This is a genomic window from Methanoculleus sp. UBA413, from assembly GCF_002502935.1.
GTDB lineage: Archaea > Halobacteriota > Methanomicrobia > Methanomicrobiales > Methanoculleaceae > Methanoculleus > Methanoculleus bourgensis.
The window spans coordinates 1-24,941 of record NZ_DAQR01000080.1 but is presented as its reverse complement, the minus strand read 5'-3'; the positions used below and the strand labels follow the sequence as shown (position 1 = coordinate 24,941).

The following is a 24,941-nucleotide window of genomic DNA, read 5'->3' as shown; positions in this document are numbered from 1 at the left end:
TGTTTTCTCGCGGTGACATCAAGGTTGATCCCGGCCCAGAGAATGATCTGATCGTTCTCGTCCCGGACGGGAGCCCCCCGGGAGAGGATGGTGCGGTGGCCCCTGTCGGGGTCCGCGACGACCAGTTCGCGGTCCCACCGGCACCCGGTATTGAGGCAGCGTTTCCAGTCGTCGAGCACCCCGGCTGCATCCTTGAGCGGTATGCAGTCCATCAACCCGGTCCGCCGACATTCCTCGAGCGTCGTCCCGGCGAGGTTAAGGAACGAGGCAGAAACGTAGAGAGCAGTCCCGTCCAGCTCACAGATCCAGATCCCGTACGGGAGCATCTCCCCGATACTGGCGTAGATCAACTCGGGCCTGACCTGTGCTGCCGTATCTAAAGCGCTCCGCGCCGCCTCGTCGCGTTCGGGAGTAACATCCCGGAACCGGATGAGCATCATTCCGGCGTACGGTTCACCGGTCATCACCCGACAGGAGAACGAGAACCAGCGCATCCCACCGTGAGAGGGCTGCATCCGGCAGGTGACATGCGATACCTCCCGCCGGCACCGGAGCGTTTCGATTATCCGACCGACAGAGTCCCCCTCTTCGAAGAGCGGTGCGAGGTGGCGGGCGATGAGGTTGCCTATCTCCATGCCTTGGGCAGCGTCATCGCCGATCCCGAACGTCTCCTGAAACGATCCGTTCAGCCGCGCGACGTTGTTATCCCGGTCAAGGATAACGACAGCATCATCCAGTTCATCGAAACAGTGGTACACTGGAGGCCTCCTGGTCAGCAGGTGCCGTATACAACAGTATTATGCCGGTTCCTAAAATATCTCTTTCTGGTTTCCCTGCATCCGCAAGCGTTTCCCGGGGTTGCAGGGACTGTCCTGGGCTTTTCCGGGATGGCCCTGCCTGGGGTGGAGAATCCCGAATTGTATCGGACTCACTATGGGATCCAAGGTGTTTGCGCTCCCGGGATACGCCGCGGGTTTGCGCCAAAACGCCGAGGGGGAGATTTGAACTCCCGAGGTGCCGAGCACCAGTGGCTTTCGAGGCCACCGCCTTCCCGGACTAGACTACCTCGGCACAGAACCGGCCTATAATATTTAGGCTCTGCGGCTATAATGGTATCGAGATATGCTCTGCAGACTCACCCTCATCCCTGACAACACCGTGCTGATCTACCGTGGCGGGCCGGACGATACCTACGAGGCCGCCCTGCTCTCTTTTGGAATCAACCCCGATACGACGTTAATCTTTTACCAGAAAAAAAGCCTGCCGCAGGATAAAAAAATCGAGGAAGAGGAGGTCAGCATATTCCTGACCGCCTCGCGCGGGTGACTTATTCGGCGCCCATCGGGCCCTTTCCGGGCTGGGTGACCATCATGTCGTCGACCCGGACGAGGAGCATGGCCGTCTCGGTCCCGCTCTTGATCGCCTGCGTCTTCACGCGCTGCGGCTCGATGACGCCTGCTTCCTGCATGTCCACGACCTCGCCGGTGTAGACGTTGAGCCCGGCGTACTTCTTGCCGTCGGCGTGGACCTTCTTCAGGGCGACGACCTTGTCGATCGGGTCAAACCCGGAGTTCTCCGCGAGCGTCCTTGGGATGACCTCGAAGGCGTTTGAGAACGCCTCGATGGCAAGCTGGACCCTTCCGCCGAAGGTTGCGGCGTAATCGCGGATACGCATCTGGAGCTCGGTCTCCACCGACCCTCCGCCGACAACGAACTTACCGTCCTCGATAGCGTCCTGGACGACACGGGCCGCGTCGTAGACCGCCCGTTCGAGTTCGTCCACCAGCAGCTGGGAGGTGCCCCGCAGGAGGATCGTGACAGCCTTCGGGTTGTCGCAGCCGGAGATGACCGTCAGGTCGGTGTCCGGGAGTTCCCCGGCCTCTTCAGCGTGACCGAGCGTCGTCGCGTTGAGCTCTTCGGGCTTGTTGACGATCGTGCCGCAGAGCGCCTTGGCGGCGAACTTCATATCGTCCTCCTTCACGTCTTCGATGGCGTAGACACCGTGCTTGGCCAGGTAATACTGCACCGCGTCGGCGATCCCCTTCTGGCAGAGGACGACGTTCGCCCCAGCGGCGACGATCGCTTCAGCAAGCTTCCTGAGGGACTCGCGCTCCTGCTCGGAGAACGCCTTCATCTGGTCGGAGGTGGTGATCTTGATCTTTGATTTCACCTGGGTCTTCGTGACCTCGAGCGGCTGGGCGATCAGGGCTACTTTCGCGTCCGTGACCTTTGCGGGCATCTGCTCAAAGACGCGCTTCTTGTCGATGATGACGCCCCTGACCAGTTCGGCGTCGTGCATCGTCTCGCCAATCTGCTTCTTGATCTTGACGTCGTCCTCGTCCACGATGTAGGTGCCCGAGTTTGTCCTGGTGGCGACCTGCCGCACAGCATCTACCACGATGCTGGAGGCCTTCTCCTTGATCGCTTCGATGGACTTGCCGGTCATGGCAGTGTCGGCGATCTTTGTGAGGGTCTCCTGGTCATCGAAATCGACCGTGATGGCCAGTTCGTTGAGGACCTCGAGGGCTTTCTCCATACCGAGCTGGTAGCCGTGCGCGATGACCGTGGGGTGGATCTCCTGGGCGAGCAGCCTCTCAGCCTCGTCCATCAGCGACCCGAGGAGCACGATCGCGGTTGTGGTGCCGTCCCCGACCTCGCCGTCCTGGGTCTCGGCAACCTCGACGACCAGCTTGCCGCCGGGGTGCTGCACCGACATCTCGTGCAGGATGGTCGCCCCGTCGTTCGTGATCACCACATCACCGCTGGAGCTGACCAGCATCTTGTCCATTCCCCGGGGACCGAGCGTTGTCCGAACGGCGGCTGCAATTGCCCTTGCAGCCATGATATTCGAGCGCTGCGCCTCGAATCCGCGCGTGCGCTCAACATTCTCCCGTAAAATAATGATGGGCTGTCCAGCAAGCATAGTATAATCCTCCTTTGTCCGTTAGGTTTGTTCAGAGGTTCTATATATAGTAATCGATAGGCCCGGCTTTCCCGGGCTTCCCGGACCGATCGGCGGGGGCTTTTTGGCCGCCGGTCGGCGCTACGCGCCTAAGATTCCCGGCTGGTTCATGGGCCGCGACGGTATGCCCGGAGAATGGCTGCAGGCGGCCTCCTCACCCCAGCCTCGATATTGCAAAGAGCGAGTGGACCGGGACGCCGTCGACCTCCCGGACACCGCGCTTGTCGAAGAGCGACCAGACCGCCACCGGCGTAGCCCCGTGCCGCCTGAGGAACTGCAGCGTCTCCGAGAGCGTCGTCCCGGTCGTGACGACGTCGTCGATGACGATGCAGCGTTGTCCTGTGATCGTGGAGAAGGTGCCCGCGAGCGACCCGGTGGGGGTCTCGCTCCGGCTGTGCTTCGCCGGGAGGTAGACCGCGAGTTTCAGCCCCTCCTCCGCGGCGATGAGGGTGGCGAGCGGGACACCTGACGGCACGATCCCGACGACCGTATCCAGCAGGTCACCGGCGCTCCGCACCCCTCCCCCCTCTGCCAGGTAGAGGAAGCGCTTGAGCATCATCATCGCCATGTCGTCCAGCAGCGTTCCGTGGCTCCCAACCGCCGTCCAGTCGATGTGGACGTCTTTTGGGGCCTCCATACCCTTCGGCTGGGTGAGCAGCCAGGTGACCGTCTCCATCGAGAGGCCCAGTTCGTCGGAGATCTGGCCCGGCGTGTGCCCTTCCGCCTGGAGCGCCTTTGCCTTCGTGATCAACTCTTCGAGCGCGGACATGGAAGAGAGGTTTCCGGCGATCTATTTAAGTTTTCGTTTAATTGGTGCACCGCAGACCGGACAATCGCCCGGCTCCCGCCAGTAGCGGCCGCACCCGCTGCACCGGTAGCGCCACTTGATCGCACGGGCAGGCCGCTGCCTGATGCTCCGGGTCGTGATGCCGAGGCGGTGCGCAACGTTCTGGATCGCGAAGTCGTCGGTGACAAGGACGGCCTCAAGTTCCAGCGCCAGCGCAAGGATGTCCTGGTCGGTCGCGGAGAGCACCCCGGCATCCCCGGTCAGGAGCGCGGCCTCGCGAACCCGGGTCAGGTCCTCTCCGCGCGGTTCCCGGACCCGGAGCCCTGTGGCAGCGAGCGCCTCAAACCGGCACTTCGCGTGGAGATCGCCGAGTTCCCCCACCACCGACGGGGTGGTCCAGGCCGCCCCTTCGACCGGGATCTCCGTAAAAAAGAACGAAGCGTCAAGAACCAGCTTCATGCCGCAAACTCCACGAGATCGTTTGCCCGGCACCCGACCGGATACCCGAACTCCGAGAGGAGCCAGCAGGCGGTCTTCGCGTGCATCGAGAGCGTGTGGGTGCTGTACTCCCCGCCGTAGCAGGCGAGGTAGATGAGGAGCTGGTCGGCGAGGTGGACGTCGACCGTGCCGGGGCTCCGGCACTCTTCGACCAGGGCACGGGCTGCCGTCCGGCCTACCTCTTCGGCGGGGAGCCCCCGTTTTCCGAGAGCGACGGCGCCCTTCGCCCCGCTCCATACCGTGACGGAACTCCCGACCCCCGGCCCCCCCTCCCGGTGGTCGAGGGTGGCGGTGCAGGGGAGACCAAGGTCTTTCTCAAGGAGGTTCCGGGCAGCGGCAGCCTGGCGTTCCACGACATGTTCCGGGAGGCCTGAGGAGCAGGAGACGATCCCGCACCCCGGCTCCTCCTCCGGGATCACGATCGGGCCCGGACGGCCCGGCTCCACCCGGGCGCGCACCCGCCCGCCTCCCCGCGGGTAGTAGCCCCGCTCGAGCACCTCGATATCGATCGAGGCCCCGGCGTGGCGGAGCACCGGCGCGAGGACGCGGTCCAGGTAGTCGATCGTCGGGCTCCACGTCACTTCGGTCCCGCCCGTGACCGTGATGCTCCCGCCGGTGCGGAGGGCGACCGGGAGCCAGGCCTGGAGGATGAGGGGTATGCTCCCGGCGGTGCCGGGGTCTATCGCGAGATCGACCTGCTGGAGCCGGCCGGGGGAGAACGTGATCTCGCTGCTCCGGATCGCAAGCCCCCGGCATTCGGCATCACAGGCCCCGGCGACCGCGCGGACCGCAGCGATATGCTGGGGGGCGAGTCCCGGGTTCGGCCGGTTCTGCCTGATCCGGGTGACGGTGACCGGAGTCCCGGAGATCGCCGATAACGCGACCGCCAGGCGGAGGACCTGCCCCCCTCCTTCCAGGTAGGATCCGTCAACAGTGAACATCTTCCGTGATCGCTGTCGCGATTGCGTTCGCGGCCGATATGAAGCTTGAGGCGTTCTCGTAGGTGTCACTGGAGACGACCGAGGAGACCCCCGCCGCCCGCAGGCGCGTATAGGCACCGCTCGCGAGCACCCCGTGGACGCAGGCCGCGTGGATCGACGCCGCTCCCTGTTCCCTGAGCATGCAGGCGGCGGTCGCGAGGGTCCCGCCGGTGGATATGATATCGTCCACGATCACGACCTCGCGCCCGGCGACATCAACGGTCTTTGGGGCGATCCTGACCTCTTCGCCCGAGAGCCTGGTCTTCTGCAGGAAGTCGCAGTCCCACCCGCCGACCGCCGCAACATCGGCAGCGAACTCGATCGCGCCCTCATCAGGGGCGAGGATCAGGGGGTTCTTCAGGTTGAGGTCGCCGACATACCCCCCGATCGCCGGGGCGATGGTGATATCCTTTGCCGGGACACCGAAGTAGTCCAGCACGCCGGGGTCATGGACATCGACCACAAACGCCCGCTCGATGCCGCTTGAGAGGGCTCTTGCGACCGCCCGGGCGCTGATCGGCTCTCCCGGGACAAACCGCCTGTCCTGGCGGGCGTAGCCGAGGTACGGCATCACCAGCGTGTTCCTTGATCGGTCGGCGGCATCGATCGCAAGAAGAGTCTGTACAAGCATATCATTATTCACGATGCTGCTGACGATCAGGGTCTCATCATCCAGGTCCCCGCACCGAAGATACATCTCTCCATCGGGAAACCTGGTGAATTTTGTCTCCGCAAGAGGAACCCCCAACTTTTCTGAGATGCGGGCTGCCAGGACCTGGGTTCGTTCCGTGCTGATTATTCTCATAGAACACCTTTGCTAGAAAGTATTTGAACGAGCATGAATAAATTATATAAGTACCAGTGCAGCAAAGAGGTAAACCCGACGATGGATTCAACGACTTCTAAAGAAATTCCGAATATTGAGCTCACGAACGATGAACTGGCGGAGATTGATGACTTCGCCGGTCTTGAGCTGAGCGCATCGTCAGATATCGACGTACCTCCGAATCTCATCGATCAGGTTATCGGCCAGGAGCATGCCGTTGAAGTGATCAGGAAGGCCGCGGTCCAGCGCAGGCACGTGATGATGATCGGCAGCCCCGGAACCGGTAAGTCGATGTTGGCGAAGGCAATGGCCGAACTCCTCCCAAAGGAGGAATTACAGGACATCCTGGTCTACCCGAACTCCGAGGATAACAATAATCCCATCATCAGGACCGTGCCTGCCGGTCGTGGCAAGCAGATCGTCGGCGCCCACAAGATGGAGGCGAGGAAGAAGATCCAGATGCGGAGCACTCTCATCATGCTCCTCATCATCGGTATCGTCGTCTATGCGATCCTCGCGTCCCAGTGGCTCATGGGTATCATCGCCGCCGCGTTCGTCTTCATGGCGCTGAAGTACTCGACGCCCCGCGAGGAGACGATGGTCCCAAAGCTCCTGGTCTCCCACGACCCGAACACCCCCGCGCCGTTTGTCGATGCCACCGGCTCGCATGCGGGCGCCCTGCTCGGCGACGTCAGGCACGACCCCTTCCAGAGCGGCGGCCTCGAGACGCCTTCCCATGACCGCGTCGAGGGCGGCGCCATCCACCGGGCACACGGGGGCGTGCTCTTCATCGATGAGATCAACACCCTCACCCCGCACTCCCAGCAGAACCTGCTGACCGCGCTCCAGGAAGGCAACTTCCCGATCACCGGCCAGAGCGAGCGCTCGAGCGGCGCGATGGTCAGGACCGAGCCGGTCCCCTGCCGGTTCGTCATGATCGCGGCAGGCAACCTCGACGCCATCCAGGGTATGCACCCGGCGCTCCGGTCACGTATCCGGGGCTACGGCTACGAGGTCTACATGCGGGAGACGATGGAGGACACCCCGGAGAACCGCAGGAAGTTCATCAGGTTCATCGCCCAGGAGGTCAAGAACGACGGGAAGATCCCGCACTTCGACCGGGACGCCATGCTCGAGATCCTCCGCGAGGCCAGGCGCCGCTCGAACCGGAAAGGTCACCTGACCTTAAAACTCCGTGACATGGGCGGGCTCATCAGGGTGGCGGGCGACCTCGCCCGGCAGGAGGGCGCGGACTTCACCACGGCAAAGCACGTCATCGCCGCGAAGAAGACCGCTCGTTCGATCGAGGACCAGATCTCGGACGAGTACATCAGGCGGAGCCGCGACTACGATATCACCGTCGTCGAAGGCACCCGGGTCGGACGGGTGAACGGGCTTGCCGTGATGGGGAACGATTCAGGCTCGGTGCTCCCGGTGATGGCAGAGGTGACCCCGAGCCAGGGGGCGAACGGCACGGTGATCGCGACCGGCATGCTGAAGGATATCGCCAAGGAGTCGATCACGAACGTCAGCGCCCTGATCAAGAAGTTCACGGGCAAGGATATCAGGAACATCGACATTCATATCCAGTTCATCGGGACCTACGGCGGCGTTGAGGGCGACTCGGCCTCCGTGACCGTCGCGACGGCGGTGATCAGCGCCATCGAGGATATCCCGGTGCGCCAGGATGTCGCGATGACCGGGTCGCTCTCGGTCAGGGGCGACGTCCTCCCGATCGGCGGGGTCACCTACAAGATCGAGGCTGCAGCGAAGGCCGGGATCAAGAAGGTGATCATACCGCGGTCGAACCTGGACGACGTCCTCATCGAGGACCGCTACCGCGCGATGGTCGAGGTGGTCCCGGTCGACCACATCGAGGAGGTCCTCCAGAACGCGCTTGTGCCCGAGAACCGCGAGGGGTTCTTTGCGAAACTCAGGAAGATGGCGGTCAACCCGACGACCGGCATGTTCGACTCAACCGTCGGGCGTTCTGTGATCTGATCTCCTACAGGACCACCCCCCCTTTAAAGATGATGAGGAGATCGCCGCCGCACGCAGAAGTACGCGGTGCAGGAGATAGCAATCTCACGGGCATCGTGCACGTCTGCGTGAGGCAACGTTACATACACAATCGGATGTAGTGATACACTATGACTGAGGCAAGATACTATGACATCAGGTGCGTAAAGGGCGAGATCACCCTGATCGATATCGATAACGGTGTGATCGAGTCCGCAGGCACCTCATACTTTGATCGGGCCGTGGTCAGGGTGCTCGGGTCGAAAGGCTGGGGTATCCTCACCCGCGACCATGTTGAGATCGACTCGAAGCGCGAGATCGACGCCCTCGTCGAGGCGGCGGCGCGCCTCTCGGCGGTCACCGGGGACCAGGTAGACCTTGCCGATGCGCCGCGCGCCCTCCTCCCGGTTCCGCCGCTTGGAGAGGATCCCCGGGACGTCGACCTTGAGGAGAAAACCCGGTTGCTTGCCGGGATCGAGAGCGCGGCCCGGGTTCCGGAGGTGGCGAACACCCGGGCCCGCTACACCGAGGGGATCGACTCGGTCCGGTTCCTGGACTCGAGCGGGAACGAGTTCTCGTACGAGGCGGTCAGGTCCGGGTTCTCGGTCATCGCTATCGCCTCCAGGAACGGGATGATGCAGATGGGGAGCGAACGCGACCACATCACCACCGGGTTCAACCTCCGGGATAAGCAGGACCTCGGGCGGAAGGCGGGGGAGGTCGCTGTCTCGCTTTTGGACGCAAAACTCGCGAAGGGCGGAACGAAGCGGGCCGTGCTCGACCAGGAACTGGCGGGCGTCTTCACCCACGAGGCTGTCGGCCACGCAAGCGAAGGCGACCTCGTCCGCGAGGGTGCATCGGTCCTTGCGGGGAGGATCGGTGAGCGGATCGGGTGCGAGGGGCTCGTGATCGTGGACGATCCCTCTCTCCACGAGTTCGGGTTCATCCCGGTGGACGCAGAGGGCGTGGCGGTGCGGCGGACCGAGGTCATCCGCGACGGTATCCTCACCTCCTACCTCCACAACCGGGAGACGCTCGCGGCGGTCGGGAACGGAGTGCCCGGCCACGCCCGCGCCGAGCACGGGGCGCCGCCGATCGTCCGGATGAGCAACACCTTCATCGAGAACGGCGATGCGACCTACGATGAGATCATAGCCGAGTGTAAGGACGGTATCCTGCTGATCGGGTCCCGGGGCGGCCAGGTCGACCCCGGGCGGGGGGTGTTCCAGTTCAACGCCGAGTACGGCTACCTGATCGAGGGCGGCGAGACGACCGATATGGTCAGGGACGTCTCGCTCTCGGGCGAGATCCTCACGACGCTTCATGACATCACCCTGCTTGGGAACGACCGGAAGATGAGTCCGGGATACTGCGGCAAAGGAGGACAGACCGTGCCGGTAAGCGACGGCGCGCCGCACATCCTGCTTGAGAACGCGACGGTAGGAGGACGTGGAATATGAACGGAGATGACCTTATCGAGAAGGTCCTCCGGGAGGGTGAGAGGCAGGCCGACGAGGTCGAGGTCTTCTACGCCCGGGGGCAGAGTATCAGTGCCGGGATCAAGAAGGGGATCCTTGGCACCGCCGAAGAGTCGGAGACCTGGAGCATGACCATCCGGGCCGTCAGGGATGGGCGGATAGGGTTTTCGAGCACCAGCGACCCCGACCGGTGGAAGGAGTGCCTCAACGCGGCGCTTGCAAGCGGGAGGATCGCCACCCCGCAGGAGTGGGGCGGGCTCCCGAAACCGGCCGGCATGACGGGCACCGCGTCCTCGGCCGACCCGGGCCTGGTTGTCGGGATAGAGAATGCGGCGGGCATGGTCGAAGACCTCCTTTCGGGTGCGGCGGAGCACCCGGTGGAGGTCATCGGCGGGGGCGCCGACCTCGGCCGGTCGCACCTGGAGATCGCGAACACAAACGGCGTCCTCTACAGTACGGAGAGGACGGTGGCGGCGGTCTCCCTCGAAGCGATCAGGGAGCAGTCCACGGGGTATGAGTTCGACGCCTCCCCGTTCCTTGCCGATATCAGCGCCCGGGCGGTCGGGGAGGCGGCGGCCTCCCTTGCCGCTCGCTCTCTCGGGGGCCGTGAAGTCGAGACCGGGCGCTACGACATCGTTCTCTCGCCCATTGCGGCCGCAAGCATCCTCGGGTACGTCCTCATCCCGGCGCTCTCCGGGCGGAACGTGAAGGCCGGGAGGTCGTTTTTTGCCGACAAAATCGGGGAGCAGGTCTTCGATGAGCGCCTCTCGGTCTACGACGACCCCTTTGCTCCCGGCCTTGGGAGCACCACCTGGGATGCAGACGGCGTCCCCACACGGCGCCTGGTCTTCGTGCAGCAGGGGGTGCTCGAGCGGTTTGCCTACGACCTCAAGACCGGCTACCGCTACGGCGAGGAGAGCACGGGGAGCGCCGTGCGGTCAGGGAGCGGGGAGCCCGGCATCGGCGTTCACAACCTCTTCATCGACGGTCCGCGGATGAAAGAGCCCGGCGACGAGCGGGCGGTCTGGATCCACGATGTCGTGGGCGCCCATACCGCAAATCCCTTCTCCGGCGACTTCTCGGTGGAGATCTCAAACCCCTTCTGGATGGAGGGCGGGGAACTGGTCGAACCCATCCGGACCGCGATGTTTGCAGGAAACGTCTTTGAGATGCTCCGGGATATTGGAGGGCTTGGAAAAGACGATCGGAGGGTCGGACGGCTGACTCTTCCATCAATACGCTTAAATAACCAGCAGATCATTGGTAAATAAATGATGGAAGAGCTCCTCGCAATCCTCCTGGCAGTGGCGATAGCGGCGGCGATCTACTACCTCATGAAGAAATCCCTGACCCTCATCATCAACGCCATCGCCGGGCTCATCACGCTCTGGCTCCTGAACGCCTTTGAGGTCCTGGCGTGGTTCGGCGCCCCCGACGTCCAGATCAACCTGGTGACGGTCCTCGTCTGCGCCCTCGGTGGGCTCCCGGGCGCCATGATCGTGGTCCTGCTCCACCTCTTCGGGATTACGCTCTGAGGAGCGGTCTTCGGGGGGCTGTTCTTCTACGCTTCCCCCTTCCCCCCCAGGTTGTTATACACCCAACTTTCCGCAGTAAGAGTTCTGGCCCGGCATTTTTCTCACATTCCCCTCGCTAAATCAGAGTACCCCGGCAAGCTGACAAGGTCTCACGCGAAGCCGCGAAGAACGCGAAGGACTGTCTTTCATCCCCCGTCCCCCTTCGCGCGCTTCGCGTCTTCGCGTGCGGCTGGCGATCACGCCCACGCACCTGTGACAGACGGTGAACCGGGCCACTCGTTCATTATTCCAGGACGGGATCGTCTTACTGCGGAAGGTGGGATACACTGTTCACGCGAAGGAGAGCGTAGCAATTCCACGTCTTTCGCGGCTTCGCGGCCTTCGCGTGAGTGAACCCGTAGCGTGTGGGATTATTCGTTGCTCTGGCCCACTACCGCCTCCCCTCTAAAACAGGCTCGCCTCAGAGTAGACCATGATCCGGTCCTCCAGGATCTCGAACGGTTTGATCTCCCGGGAGTGGGGCGAGCGGCGCATCTTCACGACCTCGAGGGCGAGGTGCACCTCGGTGAGCCCCGCCGACCGGACGTAGCGGAGGAAGATCACCGTATCAGCCAGGTACTCGACGAGGCCGTACCTGCTCCCGTCCGGGTTTGCCGTACCGGTCTCGCTCGTCAGTACGAGGGTGCAGGCTTCGTCGCGCATCACCTCGATGAACCTGAACATCTCCTGCCGCCGGGCCGCCTCGTCCAGGAAGAGCCCCTCAAAGAGCGATATCGGGTCGATGATCACCCTCGATGCCTTAACACTCCTGATGAGGGCGGGGAGTTCGCTCTTGATGCTGCTTATCGCGAGGTTGAAGTCGGTCGGGTCCAGCCTCAGGAGGTAGAACCGGTCGCCGAACACATCAGGATCCCATCCCTTCTGCGCCATGGTGGCGCGGAGGAGTTCCTCCCGCTCCTCGAGGCTGATGTAGATAACACTCTCGCCCCGCGAGAGCCCTTCGTACGCGAACTGGAGGGCAAACGTCGTCTTCCCGGTCCCGTAGGTGCCGACGACCGCACAGATGTTCTTCCCGGGAAGGCCGCCCGAGAGCATCGCATCCAGCCCCTCGACACCGAACTTCACCCGTTCTCCCGTCATACGACCACCCTGATGTTCTGCACCTCAAACCCGCCCGCTGCCGAGACCCTCACCGCGAACTTCACCAGGTTCTTATCCTCGAGATAAGGCATCACGCCCTGGAACTTCTCGAAGTACATAACCCGCTGCCGGCGCTGTGCGCCGGTCTCCTCCCAGCGGAAATGGATTGTAGCATCGACGCAGTCGACGATCTCAAGCTCCCGCGACCGGTCCAGGATCCCGGAGGTGAGCAGGAGGTAGATGGTGGTTTTCCAGCGTTTTGACACCCGTTGCAGCCCGCGCAGGAGAGCAATGAACGCATGCCACCTGGCCCCCTCCGTGAGCGGCGGGGCGATATCGGTCAGCGAATCCATGACGATCAGGCTGTTCTCCGGGCATCCGCTGAGCACCCGGGCGAGTTCCGCAAGAATATCGCTGTTCTCCTTGCGCTGCTTCTTCTGCAGCCGTTCGATGACGCTCCCCTCCCCGTACCAGTCCGGGGGGACGATGCTTGCATCAAAGTAGAGTTCCGAGAGGTCATGGAAGACGATCTCCTCCGCGAGATGGTTGTAGCTCTCCGGGTTGAACGAGAGGGCCATCTCTTTGAGGACATCCTCCCGCATCCGGGTGAGCGTCACGTATGATATCCCGTCCGGGAGCAGGAGGTGCTCCCCGCCAGCCCCGTTCCGCTTCATCGTGGAGAGGCGGATGATCGAGGTCTCCACAAACTCGATGCTGCCGGCACCTGGCTCCCCGAGGAGCAGCACCACCGATCCCGGTGGGACACCGCCGTCCAGCACCGGGTCGAGCGAAGCGATGCCGGTCGGCGTCCGTAGTCGAAGGCGATCGCGCATAGGTACACTCTGGTATACATGGACACCGGTTAAAGCGTTCTGGTTCTCTCCCGTATCCTGAGATACTGCGGCTGGAAAGAACCGCCGTGCCGAAAAAAGCAGATTAATAAGCGCAGCCCGCCACATCACGTATGATCGAAATGCAGCCCCCAGGATGTTGACGGACCCCTGGAGGGCTGCAGAAGACCCGGAAGGTTGAATTAGCGTGGTCAGCAGAGAGTGCGCTGGAAAAAGTCAGGAATCAGGCGATGGAGCGGACGTATACACGGGCACCCGGCCCCGCCGCTCCCGCTTCCTGGAACGAATGCTCCCCTCCCGGAAGCGCGGAGAGCCCCCCGGGGAGTATGACCCCGCCGGGCATGGACCCCTCGTTCTCGCGGAGGTCCCTCCCCCGTATGAAGAGATCGACCGCTACTGGGTCACCGAAGGTCTCTCGCTCGTCGTGATCGCCCAAAACACAGAGACGAACCTTGCCGAATACCTCCTCTTCGAACCGGTCCTCTCTGAGTTCGAGTACGAACTCCTGGAACGGCTCTTTGAAGACCTCCGCGACGTTCTGGTCCTGGACGACCACGATATGGCCTCCGACCCCCGGGTGGTCCTCTCCAGGAAGATACTGGGGCTCCTGGCCGAGTATGGCCTCATCCTCGGGGAGACATCCCTCTTCAAACTCTGTTATTACCTCGAGCGCAACTTCCTCGGCTGGTCGCGCATCGATGCATTGATGAAGGATCCCTGGATCGAGGATATATCCTGCGACGGCACCAAAATCCCGCTCTTCCTCTACCACCGGAAGTACCGGAACATCAGGACGAACATCGGGTTCGATGAACCGGCGTTGATCTCGCTTGCGATCACGCTCGCCCAGCGTTCGGGAAAACACGTCTCAATAGGCAGCCCGCTCGTGGACGCGACCCTCCCGGACGGGTCCCGGCTGCAGCTCGCGTTCGGGGACGAGGTCACCACACGGGGCACATCGTTCACGATCCGGAAGTTCCGCGAGGCACCGTTTACACCCGTGGAACTGATGGAGTCAAACACCTTCGACGTCGACCAGCTCGTCTATTTCTGGACGGCGATCGAGAACAACAAAAAACCTGCTCTTCATCGGCGGCACCGCGTCAGGGAAGACCACATCACTCAACGCCGCCGCCCTCTTCATCCCGCCGCTTGCAAAGGTTGTCTCCATCGAGGACACCCGGGAGATCACGCTTTCCCACGAGAACTGGGTCGCGAGCGTCACGCGTGATGCGGTCTCGGAGGGGCTCGGCACTCCAATCGGGATGTTCGATCTCCTCAAGGCCGCGATGCGGCAGCGCCCCGAGTACATCCTGGTCGGGGAGGTCAGGGGGAGCGAGGCCCAGACACTCTTCCAGGCGATGAACACCGGGCACACGACGTTCTCCACCATGCATGCCGGTGGCATCGATGCGGCGATCCACCGCCTGGAGAGCGAACCGCTCAACGTGCCCCGGAACATGCTCCAGGCGCTGGACGTCATATCGGTCCAGTCCCTCACCCACCGGGGGCAGGACCGCGTGAGAAGGTGCCGGGAGATCGTCGAGCTCACCGGGATCGACCCGATCACCGGCAACCTCCTGGTGAACACGGTCTTTGAGTACGACCCCGTGGCCGACACCTTCTCCTACAGCGGGCGGTCCCGGATATTTGATGAGATCATGGAGTACCGCGGCTGGGATCGGGAGCAGCTTGAGACAGAACTGCAGAACCGGAGGCGTGTCCTTCTCGCGATGCACGAGCAGGGTATCCGGGACTTCCGGGAGGTATCCCGGGTCATCCAGGCTTACGCGATCGACCCCGAGCGGGTGCTCGCCTCTCTCCCCGACCCCGGCAGGTTGTTCCGGTGACACCACAACCCTGCGCGCGGTTCCGTCGCTTTATCCGCCAGAGGGTGACGCGCGATCCGGTGCGGTACCGCGACCTCCGCGATGACCTGATCGCGGCGAACATGGGGATAACCCTCGACCGTTACGTCATGCGGGCGCTCCTCACGTCCGTGCTCTTCGGTGTAATCTGGGCCGTTGTGGGGTTCCTGGTGATGCGCTTCGCCGTCCTCCCGGAGGTGCGCGTCAGGGTCCATAACGTCTTTGCCGTCCGGCTGCCTGCGTTCGTCCTGACCGATGCCTCGGTCGCCGCCCTGCAGGTCGCCGCAAGCGCTCTCATCTTCGTGATCGCCGCCTACGCAGCCTTCCTCTTCTTCAGGGCGTACCCCTCCCTCCTGAAGAAGAACCGGGCAGCCGGGATCAACCTGCTGCTCCACAACGCCGTCGCCTACATCTACGCCATGCGGCGGGGCGGGGCTGAGATGATGGAGATCTTCCGGTCAGTGGCTGGAGAGGCCCAGGTCTACGGTGAGGTGGCTCACGAGTTCCGGCGGGTTGTCAGGGACACCGACTACTTCGGCTACGACATGCTCGCGGCGCTCCGGCACCTGCAGGAGACGACCCCGTCTGAGAAACTGCGTGACTTCCTCCAGGACCTCGTCTCCGTGGTCGAGAGCGGGGGAGACGTGACCGGTTTCCTCGAAGCCCGGGTACGGATGTACCAGGAAGAGGCACGGTTCGAGCAGAAGGGCTTCCTCAACACGCTCCAGCTGGCTGCCGAAGCGTACGTGACGCTCTTTGTCGCCGGCCCGCTCTTCATCATCATCGTCATGGTCGTCATGGGGCTCATGAGCAGCACGCCTGTGACGTATCTCTCGGTCATCATCTACCTCCTCATCCCGGCAGGGTCGCTCTTCTTCATCCTCTTCATTGATGCAGTCTCCATCAGGACCGAGACGATCGAGCGCTACACCGAGATCAGGCGGCTCCACGAGTTCGAAGACGTCAGGGTCAGGGAACGTGACGGGGAGGAGCCTCTCGTCAGACAACTGCTGCACTATGACCGGGTCAGGAATCTCCGGTCCTTCCTGCGCCACCCCTTCCAGGCGTTCCTCGTCGAGCCGAACCGGACACTCTACGTGACGGTTCCGGTCGCGCTTGCGTATATCCTCCTCACCCTCCTTGCGATCCCCGCCTACCCCGACCCCGAGGTCTTCATCGATGTGCTGGACGACCACCTGGTCGTGGCGCTCCTGGTTATCCTCATCCCCTTCGGTATCTTCCACTACCTGTGGCGGAGGAAGGCGATGGCGATCGAGGCGGGCATCCCCGACTTCCTGGACCGCCTCGCCGGTATCAACCAGGTCGGCCTGACACTCGTGCAGGCGATAACGATCCTGGTGAAGGCGAACCTCGGGGTGCTCTCCTACGAGATCAAAAAGATCAAGCGCGACCTCGAGTGGGGCGCGAGCATCCAGGAGGCGCTTGTCAGGTTTGAGGAGAGGATACGCACCCCTGCCATCGCCCGGACGGTCACCCTGATCACGAAAGCGAGCTTGATGAGCGGCGATATCGGGGATGTGCTCACGATCGCGGCCCGTGACGCGACGATGTCGGAGGTCCTCAAGCGTGAACGGCAGGCAGAGATGTTCATCTACACCCTCATCGTCTACCTGGTCTTCATCGTCTTCCTCTTCGTCGTGGTCGTCATAGATACCCGGTTCCTCTCCGTGCTGGCCGGGGTCGACACCCTGGCTCTCGCCGGCGCGGCCGGTTCGATGCCTGTCAAAAGCATCGCAGTCACGACGTTCGAGCGCCTCCTCTACCACGCATGCCTCATCCAGGCGTTCTTCTCGGGCCTGATCGCCGGCGCGATGGGAGAGGCCTCGCTCCGGGCCGGCGTCAAGCACGCCGCCGTGATGATCATCATCGCGTTTGTGGTCTTCAACGTCTTCCTGTAGGGCCGGGCTGCCGCCCCCCCCTCTTCAAATTATGCTCGGGGTAGTATTGCACGGCCCCGGGACGGCTCGGTACACTGCCATGAAGCCGGGATCCGACATGCCTGCGCCGTTCCCGCATCCAGCACGCCGATCCTCATCGTGAGGGCCGGGAATCGTGCCTCACCGGTCTCTTCCCGGGCTGCCGCGATAGGGTTTTATACCCTCCCCTCCAGATATCTCACCTGGTGATAAGCCCATGTGTACAGTCGGTGGACCTGTCGATATCGAGTTTAATGAGCGGGTGAAGGGCAAGAATTACCGCTGCAAAGAGTGCGGCGAACGGTTTAAGGGCATCGGAAAGCGGCCCATGTGTCCAAGCTGCCAGTCGGAAGATGTCGAAGAAGCCTGAGGGTGGCGGTTCCCCGGATTCCCCCTCCGGGACGGGTGGGACAACCGTCCCCCTCGGGGAAGAACTCCTGCTCATCAGGGGAAAAGACTCTTTTCTGCTCGTGGGGAAGGCCGGTTCACGGTTTGCGCTCTGTATCGAGACCCCTGACGATGAGTACTGCCAGACAGTCGACCCCGACGACCTGGTCGTCGTCTCCATGCCGGAAGGCGGCCCGGTCGGGCAGGCACGCATGATGCTTGAGCTGGTCAGACAATACCATATCCCGCTCGTCGTCCTCCCAAAAGACCATCCCGGGTCAAGGCGGCTCTCGATGGTTGTCTCGGTCGCGCCGGAGATCCTGCTCGCCTGTGACATCCGGCGTGGAACCCACCCCGAGCAGCACCTCCTCTGCTCGTCGGCGGAGCTCTCCGGGCTCTCACTTGCCGGGGTTCCCGGCGGCGTTACGATGAAACGCCTGCCTCCCGGGGTGGCGATAGAGCACGTAATTCCGGAAAATTACTCAGCGGACAAACAACAATAAATATATGCTCATTTTCATCAAATATTCATGAGCCGTGAGAAGGAGGGTTTGATGAAGACCGATGTCCTGAAAAGCATCAGGGAGACTGAAGAAGAGTATCAGGTAATGATCCGTGATGCGCAGGCTGAGAGGAAGAAGAGCCTCTCCGATGCTGAACTGGAGGCTGAAAACCTGGTCCGGAAGGCACAGAAAGATGCCGAGGATTACAGGAATCAGCGTCTGGTAGAGGCACGAGCCGAGGCGCAGAACAGGTACGCAGAGATTGTCAGGGAGGGTGAAGTGCGCGCAGAAGCGCTGGAAGCACAGGGTAGTAAGAACCACGCAAAAGCTGTAGACTTTATTGTTTCGCGATTTAAGGAGCAGCTGCATGTTAAGGCCTGAACGGATGCGCCGGCTGTTCATCGCGGCCCCGAAGGGTGAGATCGACACGATCATCAGGGAACTCTACCGCCACAATGTCTATCATATCGAAGACTTTGTGCCGGAGAGTGAGTCTCCTGAGGAGTTATCGATCGGCCACCCGCTCCCGGGAGCAAGCGATGCAGCTTCGGCGCTCATCGATGTCAGGGCCATTGAGAAGGCGTGCGGGATAGAGCCCGATAACGTCGAAATCAGAGAAAAGATTCCCGCATCGAAGGTCAGGGCGATGATCCAGACGGATCTTCCCGCCATCCAGAAGACGGTGAAAGACCTCGTTGCAAAACGCTCGGATCTTGAATCTTGCCAGAAAAAGTACGAGCAGCGGTTGAAGGATCTTGAACCTTTCGCCGCCTTCCCGCTGGACCTGGAATCCTACCGCGGGTATTCGTGGTTTACCGTCTTTACCGGGCATATCGCGCACGACGTATCCATCGACGTCCCCCACGAGAAATATTTTTCCGACCAGGTGGACGGCAACATGATCGTCGTCGTGGTGCCAAACGAGCACCGCGAGGGGGTCGAGCGGACGCTTCTCGATGCCGGGTTCCAGGCGGTCCCGGTTCCTGAAGAGAGCGGGACTCCGGCAGACAACCTGAAGGCTCATGCCGAAAAGGTCCGGAAGGCCAGCGAAGGGATCGCTCAGATCAACAAGGATATTGAAGAGATCCGGGACAGGCACACCGACTTCCTGGTAGCATGCGATGAACTACTCACGGCTGACGTAGAGCGGGCGGAAGCCCCGTTGCGGTTTGCTACCACAGAAGAGACCTTCATCACCGAAGGATGGGTGCCTGACGACCGGGCGGACAGGATCCAGGAAGCACTGAAGAAGGCGACCGGTGATCGGATCTACATCCAGGAACTGGAGATCGAAGACGATGCCAGGGTCCCGGTGGAGTACGAGAACCCAACGTTTGCCTCGCCAACGCAGATGCTCATAGATATCTACGCACGGCCCCGGTACTCCGAGATCGACCCGACGCTGATGGTAGCCATCGTGTTCCCCATCTTCTTCGGTATGATCCTCGGTGACGTGGGTTACGGAGCAATCCTGCTTGCCATGAGCTTGGGCCTGCGAAAGATCGTGAAAGGCGAGGGAGGACGGATGCTTCTTAAGGTGCTCAGTTACGCAAGCGTATCAAGCATCATATTCGGGATCCTCTACAGCGAGATCTTCGGTTCCGCACTCCCATGGCCGGCGCTGATCTTCTCCCGGCACCTCAACATCGGAGGAGCCGCCGGAGGCCACGGCCCACAGGTCGTCGAACTCATGATCATTGCTATCTGGATCGGCCTCCTGCACATTACGCTCGGACGCATACTCGGTATCGTCAACGCACGGAAGATCTACTCCGGAAAGCACGCCACACAGGCAGTTCTCTCGCATGCCGGGTGGCTTGGGACGATGTGGGGGATCATGCTCATGATCTGGGCATTCTACGCCATCCCGCTGATGCCCGACCTGACGGGTCTTCCCGTCGTTGCTATGGGGTTAAATGTTGCCGCCGTTGTGGGAGTCGTCCTTCTGGTGGCAGGTATCCTGGGTATCGCTCAGGAGAACCCGCTTGAGTTAGTCGAACTTCCGACGATTATCAGTCACGTATTATCGTACGCCCGTCTTGTGGCGGTGGGCCTATCTTCGGTCGCTATCGCGATGGTGGTCAACTACATCGCGATCGGCATGATCATAGAGCCCCAGCTTGAAGCGATCACACCGGTCGGCGTGATCATCATCATTGTGGGCATTCTCGTCCTCCTTATGGGACACGCGCTGAACACGGCACTTGGTCTCCTTGGAGGCGGTCTGCACTCGATTCGTCTTCACTATGTTGAGTTCTTCACCAAGTTCTACAAAGGTGGAGGCAAGAAGTACAACCCGTTTGGAATGAAACCTAAGTTTACGGAGGAATAAAGAAATGGTAGATGTTGGTATGACTCTTGAAATGGTACAGGCATCGCAGATGGGAATGAAAGCGCTCGGCGCAGGCCTCGCGGTCGGTCTCACCGGTATCGGCTCCGGTGTCGCTGAAATGGGCATCGGTGCCGCTGCGGTCGGAGCGACGGCAGAAAACCGTGATGTATTTGGTCTGGCGCTGCTCCTGACTGTTATCCCTGAAACCATCGTCATCTTCGGTCTTGTGGTCGCACTGCTGCTTCTGTTCTGATGGAGTGAACCATGGGACTCGAAGCAGTCGTCAACGAGATCCGGGAGAAAGGGCGAAGGGAGGTCGAGAAGATCCGGGCAGAGACCCGGGCCGATGTCGAAGAGATCCTGAAGAATGCACAGGTTCGTGCTGCTGAGATCAAGGTCTCGGTTGAAGAGGAAGCGGGCCGGACGGCCAGCCACACCATCAACCAGGAAGTCTCTGCAGCCAACCTCGTCGTCAAACGGCAGGTCTTAAACGCCCAGAAGAAACTCCTGGATCAGGTCTATTCGGCCTCACTCGCTGCTGTCGGTGATCTGCCTGCTGAGTTCCACGAAAAGGCGCTCACAGAGCTACTGAAGAGAGCGGCAAAGGAGATCAAGAAGGGCGTCGTGCACGCAAACGAGCGGGATCTCCCCGTGGTCGAGGAGATCATCTCCCGACTGAAGACTCTCTCGGGCTACACCGTGGGTGACCCGGTCGATATCCCCGGCGGCATCATCGTCGAGAGCACCGACGGCGAGTTGAAGATCGATTACAGTTACCGCACGTTCCTGGATGAAATCTGGGAATCCGGCCTGAAGGATGCGTCAGATATCCTGTTTACATGAGGAGGTTCATACATGGCAGGGATTAGTGGCGGATTAGCGACAGACTACATCTACGCCTGCACCCGCATGCGCGTACGGAGGTCACGGCTGATACCGCGCGAGGACTATCTCCGGATGCTGAATATGAGCCTGCCTGAGATTACCCGGTTCATCGGCGATACCTATTATCGGTCCGAGATCGATGAACTCGCTACCTCCTTCTCCGGTATCAACCTCATCGAGGTGGCCCTGAGCTGGAACCTCGCTAAGGAGTATCAGCACATCCTGGAGCTTGTGCCCGGGGAACTGAAGCATTTTACCGCCAGTTACCTGCGCCGCTGGGATATCCAGAACGTCGTCACCATCCTGCGCGGCAAGATGCAGAAGGTGCAGCCCGGTAAGATCAAGGAGGTCCTGGTCCCGGCCGGGAGGCTGGATAAGGTCGCTCTCGACCGTCTCCTCACCGAAGAGTCGCCGGAACGGGTTGTCGAGGTGCTCATGGGTGAGCAGTTCTACCCGGTCCTCGAAAAGGAGCTCCCCCGTGCGATAGAGACGGGATCGTTTGCCCACCTGGAGAACGAGCTCCACAAGAACTACTACGCACGGCTCATCACCGATGCCAGGGAAGGCATCAAGGGAGGGGAGGTGTTCCTGAAGTACATCGAGCTTGAGATCGATATCAGGAACCTCCAGAACCTCTTCCGGCTCAGGGCCGGGCATGTCCGTGAGGATGTGCGTGAACTGATGATCCCCGGCGGCTCGTTCTCGGTTGAGGAACTGCAGCGGTTCGCGGGGATTGAGGACCGGGAGGAGTTTATCGACGCGTTTAAGAGACGGGTGAAAGCGCTCCCGCTCTTAAATGCGCTCGAGGCGATCCGGGGCAAGGAAGCCCTCCACGAGATCGAGGTTGCGCTGACCCGGGTTCAGCTGGACCAGATGGAGAGGATGTCGAAACGGTATCCGTTCTCGGTCCTCCCGGTCCTTGTTTACCTGGAGGAGAAGAAGTACGAGGTTGCGAACCTTCGAGCCCTCGCCCGGGGCAGGGAAGCCAACCTTCCCGGTGAGCGGCTACAGGGATACCTGGTGATATAGAATGGAGATCGCAGTTGTCGGTACCGATGAATTCATCCTCGGTTTCCGGCTCGCAGGGGTCAGGAAGACTTATGCGGCCGAGACCGATGAGCGGCTGGTCGAGCAGATCAACCAGGTGCTTGAGGACACGGACGTCGGCATTCTCGTGCTGAAGGGCAGCGACATGGAGCGGATCCCTTTGCGGCTTCGCACCACCCTCGAGAACTCTGTCAAGCCGACGGTGATCGCCATCGGCGGAGAGGAGGGCGGTCTGTCGATGAGAGAGAGAATCAAGAGATCGGTGGGTGTTGATCTGTGGAAGTAATGAAGAAAGGAACAGAAAACAGGGCTCAGGGAGTCCTGAAACGGATTTCAGGGCCGGTCGTCACTGCAGTCGGTCTCGACGCACATATGTACGACGTGGTGAAGGTCGGCAATGAGGAACTGATGGGGGAGGTCATCAAGATCCAGGGTGAGAGCGTCATCATCCAGGTCTACGAAGATACCGATGGCATCAGGCCCGGTGAACCGGTGGAGAATACCGGTTTGTCGCTCGCTGTCGAGCTCGGGCCCGGACTGCTGACCAGTATCTATGACGGGATCCAGCGGCCGCTCGAGGTGCTCGTGGACAAGATGGGCAACTTTATCGAGCGCGGCGTCTCGGCTCCCGGCCTCTCCCACGAGAAGAAGTGGGAATTTGTGCCCACGGTGAAGGCGGGCGACGTCGTCAAGGCCGGCGATATCCTCGGCACGGTCCAGGAGACGAACATCGTCCATAAGGTGATGGTCCCGCCGAACGCGAAGGGCGGCAAGATCAAGAAGATCTCGGGCGGCAGTTTCACGGTCGACGAGACTATCTGCGTGCTTGAGGACGGCACCGAGATCGCGATGCTCCAGCGCTGGCCGGTCCGTGTGCCGCGCCCGGTGAAGGAGAAACTGAACCCGGACATCCCGCTGATCACCGGTCAGCGGATCCTGGACGGTCTCTTCCCGATCGCTAAGGGCGGAACGGCGGCCATCCCGGGACCGTTCGGAAGCGGGAAGACGGTCACCCAGCAGCAGCTCGCGAAGTGGTCTGACTCTGAGATCGTCGTCTACATCGGCTGCGGCGAGCGCGGCAACGAGATGACCGAGGTGCTGACCGAGTTCCCGGAGCTTGAGGATCCGAAGACCGGCCGGCCGCTGATGGAGCGGACGGTTTTGATCGCAAACACCTCAAACATGCCGGTGGCGGCCCGTGAGGCGTCTGTGTATACAGGCATCACGATCGCCGAGTACTTCAGGGATATGGGCTACGATGTCTCCCTGATGGCAGACTCCACCTCGCGGTGGGCTGAGGCGATGCGTGAGATCTCGAGCCGCCTTGAAGAGATGCCCGGCGAAGAGGGCTACCCCGCATACCTTGCGGCACGCCTCTCTGAATTCTATGAGCGGGCAGGCCGCGTCGTCAACTTAAACGAGACGGATGGTTCAGTCTCGGTCATCGGTGCGGTCTCCCCGCCCGGTGGTGACTTCTCAGAGCCGGTCACCCAGAACACCCTGCGTATCGTCAAGGTCTTCTGGGCGCTGGACGCGAAGCTCTCACAGCGGCGTCACTTCCCGGCCATCAACTGGCTGAACTCCTACTCGCTCTACCTGGACGCGCTCGAAGATTGGTACGACCGCGAGGTTTCGCCCGAGTGGAACCCCCTCCGGGCCTGGGCGATGGCTGTCCTCCAGAAGGAAGCCGAACTCCAGGAGATTGTCCAGCTGGTCGGTTCCGACGCCCTGCCCGACGAGGAGCAGATCACCATCGAGGTGGCGCGGATGATCCGTGAGATCTTCCTGCAGCAGAACGCCTACGACCCGGTGGATACCTACTGCTCCATGTCCAAGCAGTACGACATGTTGAAGGCGATCAGGTTCTACGCCGACCTCGCACGTTCTGCCCAGACGAGCGGAGTGACCCCGCAGCAGATCGTCGGCGTGAAGAGCAAGAACGAGCTTGTGCAGATCAAGTTCATTGCTGACTACGAGCCGGTGCTTGCGAAGATCGAGAAAGACATGGAAGCTGAATTTGATGCACTGAGGGCGGCGTGACCATGAAGGAGTATAGAACGATAACACAGATCGCTGGTCCCCTGGTCTTTGTCGAGAAGACGGAGCCGGTGGGATACAGCGAGCTCGTTAACATCGTAACCGCCGATGGCACGGTCAAGCGTGGCCAGGTGCTGGATACGAGCGACGAGATTGTGGTCGTCCAGGTCTTCGAGACTACGGCTGGTATCGGCAGGGATTCGGGGATCCGCTTCACCGGCGAGACGATCAAGATGCCGGTCGGGAAGGATATGCTCGGCCGTATCCTCTCCGGCGGCGGCAAGCCGATCGACGGCGGCCCGGAGATTGTGCCTGAAAAGCGGCTCGAGATCACCGGCGCGGCCATCAACCCCTACGCCCGTGCGTCCCCTGCTGACTTCATCCAGACGGGGATCTCGACCATCGACGGGACGAACACCCTTGTCCGTGGTCAGAAGCTCCCGATCTTCTCGGGTTCGGGTCTGCCCCACAACGATGTGGCGCTCCAGATCGCCCGGCAGGCAAAGGTGCCCGGCTCGACGGAAGAGTTTGCCGTGGTCTTTGCGGCCATGGGTATCACCCGGGAAGAGGCCAACTACTTCATGGCCGACTTCGAGAAGACGGGAGCCCTCGAGCGGGCTGTCGTCTTCTTAAACCTTGCAGACGACCCGGCAGTCGAGCGTATCATCACGCCGCGGCTCGCGCTCACCACCGCCGAGTACCTGGCGTTTGAACTTGGATACCACGTGCTGGTCATCCTGACGGATATGACCAACTACTGCGAGGCGCTCCGTCAGATCGGCGCGGCCCGTGAGGAGGTGCCAGGGCGGCGCGGGTATCCGGGGTACATGTACACGGACCTTGCAAGCATCTACGAGCGTGCCGGTATC

General features: G+C 61.6%; 25 protein-coding genes and 1 tRNA gene. 17 read left to right on the top strand and 9 right to left on the bottom strand.

The window, feature by feature from the left end:
• Positions 1 to 758 (bottom strand): PAS domain-containing protein (locus BP858_RS06320; protein WP_286879131.1); only part of this gene is annotated, 758 nt, incomplete at its 3' end.
• A 228-nt stretch (positions 759 to 986) separates the two neighbouring features.
• Positions 987 to 1,071: transfer RNA gene (locus BP858_RS06315), tRNA-Ser, on the bottom strand.
• 51 nt (positions 1,072 to 1,122) lie between these two features.
• Between BP858_RS06315 and BP858_RS06310 the strand changes: the two genes are divergently transcribed.
• Complete coding sequence (locus BP858_RS06310; protein ID WP_014866049.1) at positions 1,123 to 1,326, top strand: hypothetical protein; 204 nt, start codon at positions 1,123 to 1,125, stop codon at positions 1,324 to 1,326.
• 1 nt (position 1,327) lies between these two features.
• Here BP858_RS06310 and thsB read toward each other — a convergent pair whose 3' ends face one another.
• From thsB to BP858_RS06285, 5 genes are all read right to left on the bottom strand, one after another.
• A complete protein-coding gene (thsB, locus tag BP858_RS06305) occupies positions 1,328 to 2,923 on the bottom strand; it encodes a thermosome subunit beta (protein WP_074174736.1) in 1,596 nt (531 codons plus the stop codon).
• A 193-nt stretch (positions 2,924 to 3,116) separates the two neighbouring features.
• Positions 3,117 to 3,731, bottom strand: a complete 615-nt coding sequence (locus BP858_RS06300) for an orotate phosphoribosyltransferase-like protein (RefSeq protein ID WP_014866051.1) — start codon at positions 3,729 to 3,731, stop codon at positions 3,117 to 3,119.
• A gap of 21 nt (positions 3,732 to 3,752) precedes the next feature.
• Positions 3,753 to 4,208: an NOB1 family endonuclease gene (locus BP858_RS06295; RefSeq protein WP_062261141.1), complete on the bottom strand. Its 456-nt coding sequence runs from the start codon at positions 4,206 to 4,208 to the stop codon at positions 3,753 to 3,755.
• Entirely contained in the window at positions 4,205 to 5,188 is a 984-nt protein-coding gene (rtcA, locus tag BP858_RS06290) for an RNA 3'-terminal phosphate cyclase (RefSeq protein ID WP_062261144.1), read from the bottom strand. The genes BP858_RS06295 and rtcA overlap by 4 nt, the downstream gene beginning before the upstream one ends.
• Positions 5,175 to 6,032: a ribose-phosphate diphosphokinase gene (locus tag BP858_RS06285; RefSeq protein WP_286879130.1), complete on the bottom strand. Its 858-nt coding sequence runs from the start codon at positions 6,030 to 6,032 to the stop codon at positions 5,175 to 5,177. Before BP858_RS06285 ends, rtcA begins: the two co-directional genes overlap by 14 nt.
• Positions 6,033 to 6,113: 81 nt before the next feature.
• Here BP858_RS06285 and lonB point away from each other — a divergent pair, with 81 nt between their 5' ends.
• The 4 genes from lonB (at position 6,114) to BP858_RS06265 (ending at position 11,085) form a co-directional block, all read left to right on the top strand.
• Complete coding sequence (lonB, locus tag BP858_RS06280) at positions 6,114 to 8,054, top strand: ATP-dependent protease LonB (RefSeq protein WP_214166238.1); 1,941 nt, start codon at positions 6,114 to 6,116, stop codon at positions 8,052 to 8,054.
• Between the two features lie 149 nt (positions 8,055 to 8,203).
• On the top strand, positions 8,204 to 9,532 hold the full coding sequence (locus tag BP858_RS06275) for a TldD/PmbA family protein (protein ID WP_214165987.1): 1,329 nt from the start codon (positions 8,204 to 8,206) through the stop codon (positions 9,530 to 9,532).
• Entirely contained in the window at positions 9,529 to 10,821 is a 1,293-nt protein-coding gene (locus tag BP858_RS06270; RefSeq protein WP_286879129.1) for a TldD/PmbA family protein, read from the top strand. Before BP858_RS06275 ends, BP858_RS06270 begins: the two co-directional genes overlap by 4 nt.
• Positions 10,822 to 11,085, top strand: a complete 264-nt coding sequence (locus tag BP858_RS06265) for a pro-sigmaK processing inhibitor BofA family protein (RefSeq protein WP_286879128.1) — start codon at positions 10,822 to 10,824, stop codon at positions 11,083 to 11,085.
• A gap of 444 nt (positions 11,086 to 11,529) precedes the next feature.
• On the opposite strand, the gene BP858_RS06260 is transcribed toward BP858_RS06265, so the two are convergent.
• The gene (locus tag BP858_RS06260) at positions 11,530 to 12,225 is read right to left on the bottom strand and encodes a KaiC domain-containing protein (RefSeq protein ID WP_281767267.1); all 696 of its coding nucleotides are present in this window, start codon (positions 12,223 to 12,225) and stop codon (positions 11,530 to 11,532) included.
• Complete coding sequence (locus tag BP858_RS06255; protein ID WP_281767268.1) at positions 12,222 to 13,058, bottom strand: RAD55 family ATPase; 837 nt, start codon at positions 13,056 to 13,058, stop codon at positions 12,222 to 12,224. The genes BP858_RS06260 and BP858_RS06255 overlap by 4 nt, the downstream gene beginning before the upstream one ends.
• A 1,064-nt stretch (positions 13,059 to 14,122) precedes the next feature.
• Between BP858_RS06255 and BP858_RS12355 the strand changes: the two genes are divergently transcribed.
• The 12 genes from BP858_RS12355 to BP858_RS06195 form a co-directional block, all read left to right on the top strand.
• Positions 14,123 to 14,926: a type II/IV secretion system ATPase subunit gene (locus BP858_RS12355; RefSeq protein WP_394339381.1), complete on the top strand. Its 804-nt coding sequence runs from the start codon at positions 14,123 to 14,125 to the stop codon at positions 14,924 to 14,926.
• A 59-nt stretch (positions 14,927 to 14,985) separates the two neighbouring features.
• Positions 14,986 to 16,863: a type II secretion system F family protein gene (locus BP858_RS06245; protein ID WP_281767270.1), complete on the top strand. Its 1,878-nt coding sequence runs from the start codon at positions 14,986 to 14,988 to the stop codon at positions 16,861 to 16,863.
• Positions 16,864 to 17,098: 235 nt separating this feature from the next.
• Entirely contained in the window at positions 17,099 to 17,251 is a 153-nt protein-coding gene (locus BP858_RS06240; protein ID WP_214165993.1) for a hypothetical protein, read from the top strand.
• Positions 17,235 to 17,771: a hypothetical protein gene (locus tag BP858_RS06235; protein ID WP_062261157.1), complete on the top strand. Its 537-nt coding sequence runs from the start codon at positions 17,235 to 17,237 to the stop codon at positions 17,769 to 17,771. The genes BP858_RS06240 and BP858_RS06235 overlap by 17 nt, the downstream gene beginning before the upstream one ends.
• Before the next feature lie 51 nt (positions 17,772 to 17,822).
• Positions 17,823 to 18,152, top strand: coding sequence for a hypothetical protein (locus BP858_RS06230; RefSeq protein ID WP_062261160.1), 330 nt, complete (start codon positions 17,823 to 17,825; stop codon positions 18,150 to 18,152).
• Positions 18,139 to 20,103, top strand: coding sequence for a V-type ATP synthase subunit I (locus tag BP858_RS06225; protein ID WP_286879127.1), 1,965 nt, complete (start codon positions 18,139 to 18,141; stop codon positions 20,101 to 20,103). Before BP858_RS06230 ends, BP858_RS06225 begins: the two co-directional genes overlap by 14 nt.
• Before the next feature lie 4 nt (positions 20,104 to 20,107).
• Positions 20,108 to 20,356, top strand: a complete 249-nt coding sequence (locus BP858_RS06220) for an ATPase (protein ID WP_062261166.1) — start codon at positions 20,108 to 20,110, stop codon at positions 20,354 to 20,356.
• An 11-nt stretch (positions 20,357 to 20,367) separates the two neighbouring features.
• Positions 20,368 to 20,946: a V-type ATP synthase subunit E family protein gene (locus BP858_RS06215; RefSeq protein ID WP_286879126.1), complete on the top strand. Its 579-nt coding sequence runs from the start codon at positions 20,368 to 20,370 to the stop codon at positions 20,944 to 20,946.
• Positions 20,947 to 20,958: 12 nt separating this feature from the next.
• Positions 20,959 to 22,017 carry a V-type ATP synthase subunit C gene (locus BP858_RS06210; protein WP_286879125.1) on the top strand — a complete coding sequence of 353 codons (1,059 nt, stop codon included), beginning with the start codon at positions 20,959 to 20,961 and terminating at the stop codon, positions 22,015 to 22,017.
• Position 22,018: 1 nt separating this feature from the next.
• On the top strand, positions 22,019 to 22,321 hold the full coding sequence (locus tag BP858_RS06205; RefSeq protein WP_014866069.1) for a V-type ATP synthase subunit F: 303 nt from the start codon (positions 22,019 to 22,021) through the stop codon (positions 22,319 to 22,321).
• The gene (locus BP858_RS06200; protein ID WP_062261176.1) at positions 22,321 to 24,075 is read left to right on the top strand and encodes an ATP synthase subunit A; all 1,755 of its coding nucleotides are present in this window, start codon (positions 22,321 to 22,323) and stop codon (positions 24,073 to 24,075) included. Before BP858_RS06205 ends, BP858_RS06200 begins: the two co-directional genes overlap by 1 nt.
• Positions 24,076 to 24,077: 2 nt before the next feature.
• Positions 24,078 to 24,941 (top strand): V-type ATP synthase subunit B (locus BP858_RS06195; protein ID WP_286879124.1); only part of this gene is annotated, 864 nt, incomplete at its 3' end.

Excerpts from the sequence above, each read along its gene's own strand:
- BP858_RS06220 (WP_062261166.1), top strand. The coding sequence starts at position 20,108 with ATGGTAGATGTTGGTATGACTCTTGAAATGGTACAGGCATCGCAGATG.
- BP858_RS06240 (WP_214165993.1), top strand. The coding sequence starts at position 17,099 with ATGTGTACAGTCGGTGGACCTGTCGATATCGAGTTTAATGAGCGGGTG.
- BP858_RS06265 (WP_286879128.1), top strand. The coding sequence starts at position 10,822 with ATGATGGAAGAGCTCCTCGCAATCCTCCTGGCAGTGGCGATAGCGGCG.
- BP858_RS06210 (WP_286879125.1), top strand. The coding sequence starts at position 20,959 with ATGGCAGGGATTAGTGGCGGATTAGCGACAGACTACATCTACGCCTGC.
- BP858_RS06255 (WP_281767268.1), bottom strand. The coding sequence starts at position 13,058 with ATGCGCGATCGCCTTCGACTACGGACGCCGACCGGCATCGCTTCGCTC.
- BP858_RS06285 (WP_286879130.1), bottom strand. The coding sequence starts at position 6,032 with ATGAGAATAATCAGCACGGAACGAACCCAGGTCCTGGCAGCCCGCATC.
- BP858_RS06230 (WP_062261160.1), top strand. The coding sequence starts at position 17,823 with ATGAAGACCGATGTCCTGAAAAGCATCAGGGAGACTGAAGAAGAGTAT.
- BP858_RS06270 (WP_286879129.1), top strand. The coding sequence starts at position 9,529 with ATGAACGGAGATGACCTTATCGAGAAGGTCCTCCGGGAGGGTGAGAGG.
- BP858_RS06205 (WP_014866069.1), top strand. The coding sequence starts at position 22,019 with ATGGAGATCGCAGTTGTCGGTACCGATGAATTCATCCTCGGTTTCCGG.
- thsB (WP_074174736.1), bottom strand. The coding sequence starts at position 2,923 with ATGCTTGCTGGACAGCCCATCATTATTTTACGGGAGAATGTTGAGCGC.
- BP858_RS06215 (WP_286879126.1), top strand. The coding sequence starts at position 20,368 with ATGGGACTCGAAGCAGTCGTCAACGAGATCCGGGAGAAAGGGCGAAGG.
- rtcA (WP_062261144.1), bottom strand. The coding sequence starts at position 5,188 with ATGTTCACTGTTGACGGATCCTACCTGGAAGGAGGGGGGCAGGTCCTC.
- BP858_RS06200 (WP_062261176.1), top strand. The coding sequence starts at position 22,321 with ATGAAGAAAGGAACAGAAAACAGGGCTCAGGGAGTCCTGAAACGGATT.
- BP858_RS06300 (WP_014866051.1), bottom strand. The coding sequence starts at position 3,731 with ATGTCCGCGCTCGAAGAGTTGATCACGAAGGCAAAGGCGCTCCAGGCG.
- lonB (WP_214166238.1), top strand. The coding sequence starts at position 6,114 with ATGGATTCAACGACTTCTAAAGAAATTCCGAATATTGAGCTCACGAAC.
- BP858_RS06225 (WP_286879127.1), top strand. The coding sequence starts at position 18,139 with ATGTTAAGGCCTGAACGGATGCGCCGGCTGTTCATCGCGGCCCCGAAG.
- BP858_RS06310 (WP_014866049.1), top strand. The coding sequence starts at position 1,123 with ATGCTCTGCAGACTCACCCTCATCCCTGACAACACCGTGCTGATCTAC.
- BP858_RS06260 (WP_281767267.1), bottom strand. The coding sequence starts at position 12,225 with ATGACGGGAGAACGGGTGAAGTTCGGTGTCGAGGGGCTGGATGCGATG.
- BP858_RS06295 (WP_062261141.1), bottom strand. The coding sequence starts at position 4,208 with ATGAAGCTGGTTCTTGACGCTTCGTTCTTTTTTACGGAGATCCCGGTC.
- BP858_RS06235 (WP_062261157.1), top strand. The coding sequence starts at position 17,235 with ATGTCGAAGAAGCCTGAGGGTGGCGGTTCCCCGGATTCCCCCTCCGGG.
- BP858_RS06275 (WP_214165987.1), top strand. The coding sequence starts at position 8,204 with ATGACTGAGGCAAGATACTATGACATCAGGTGCGTAAAGGGCGAGATC.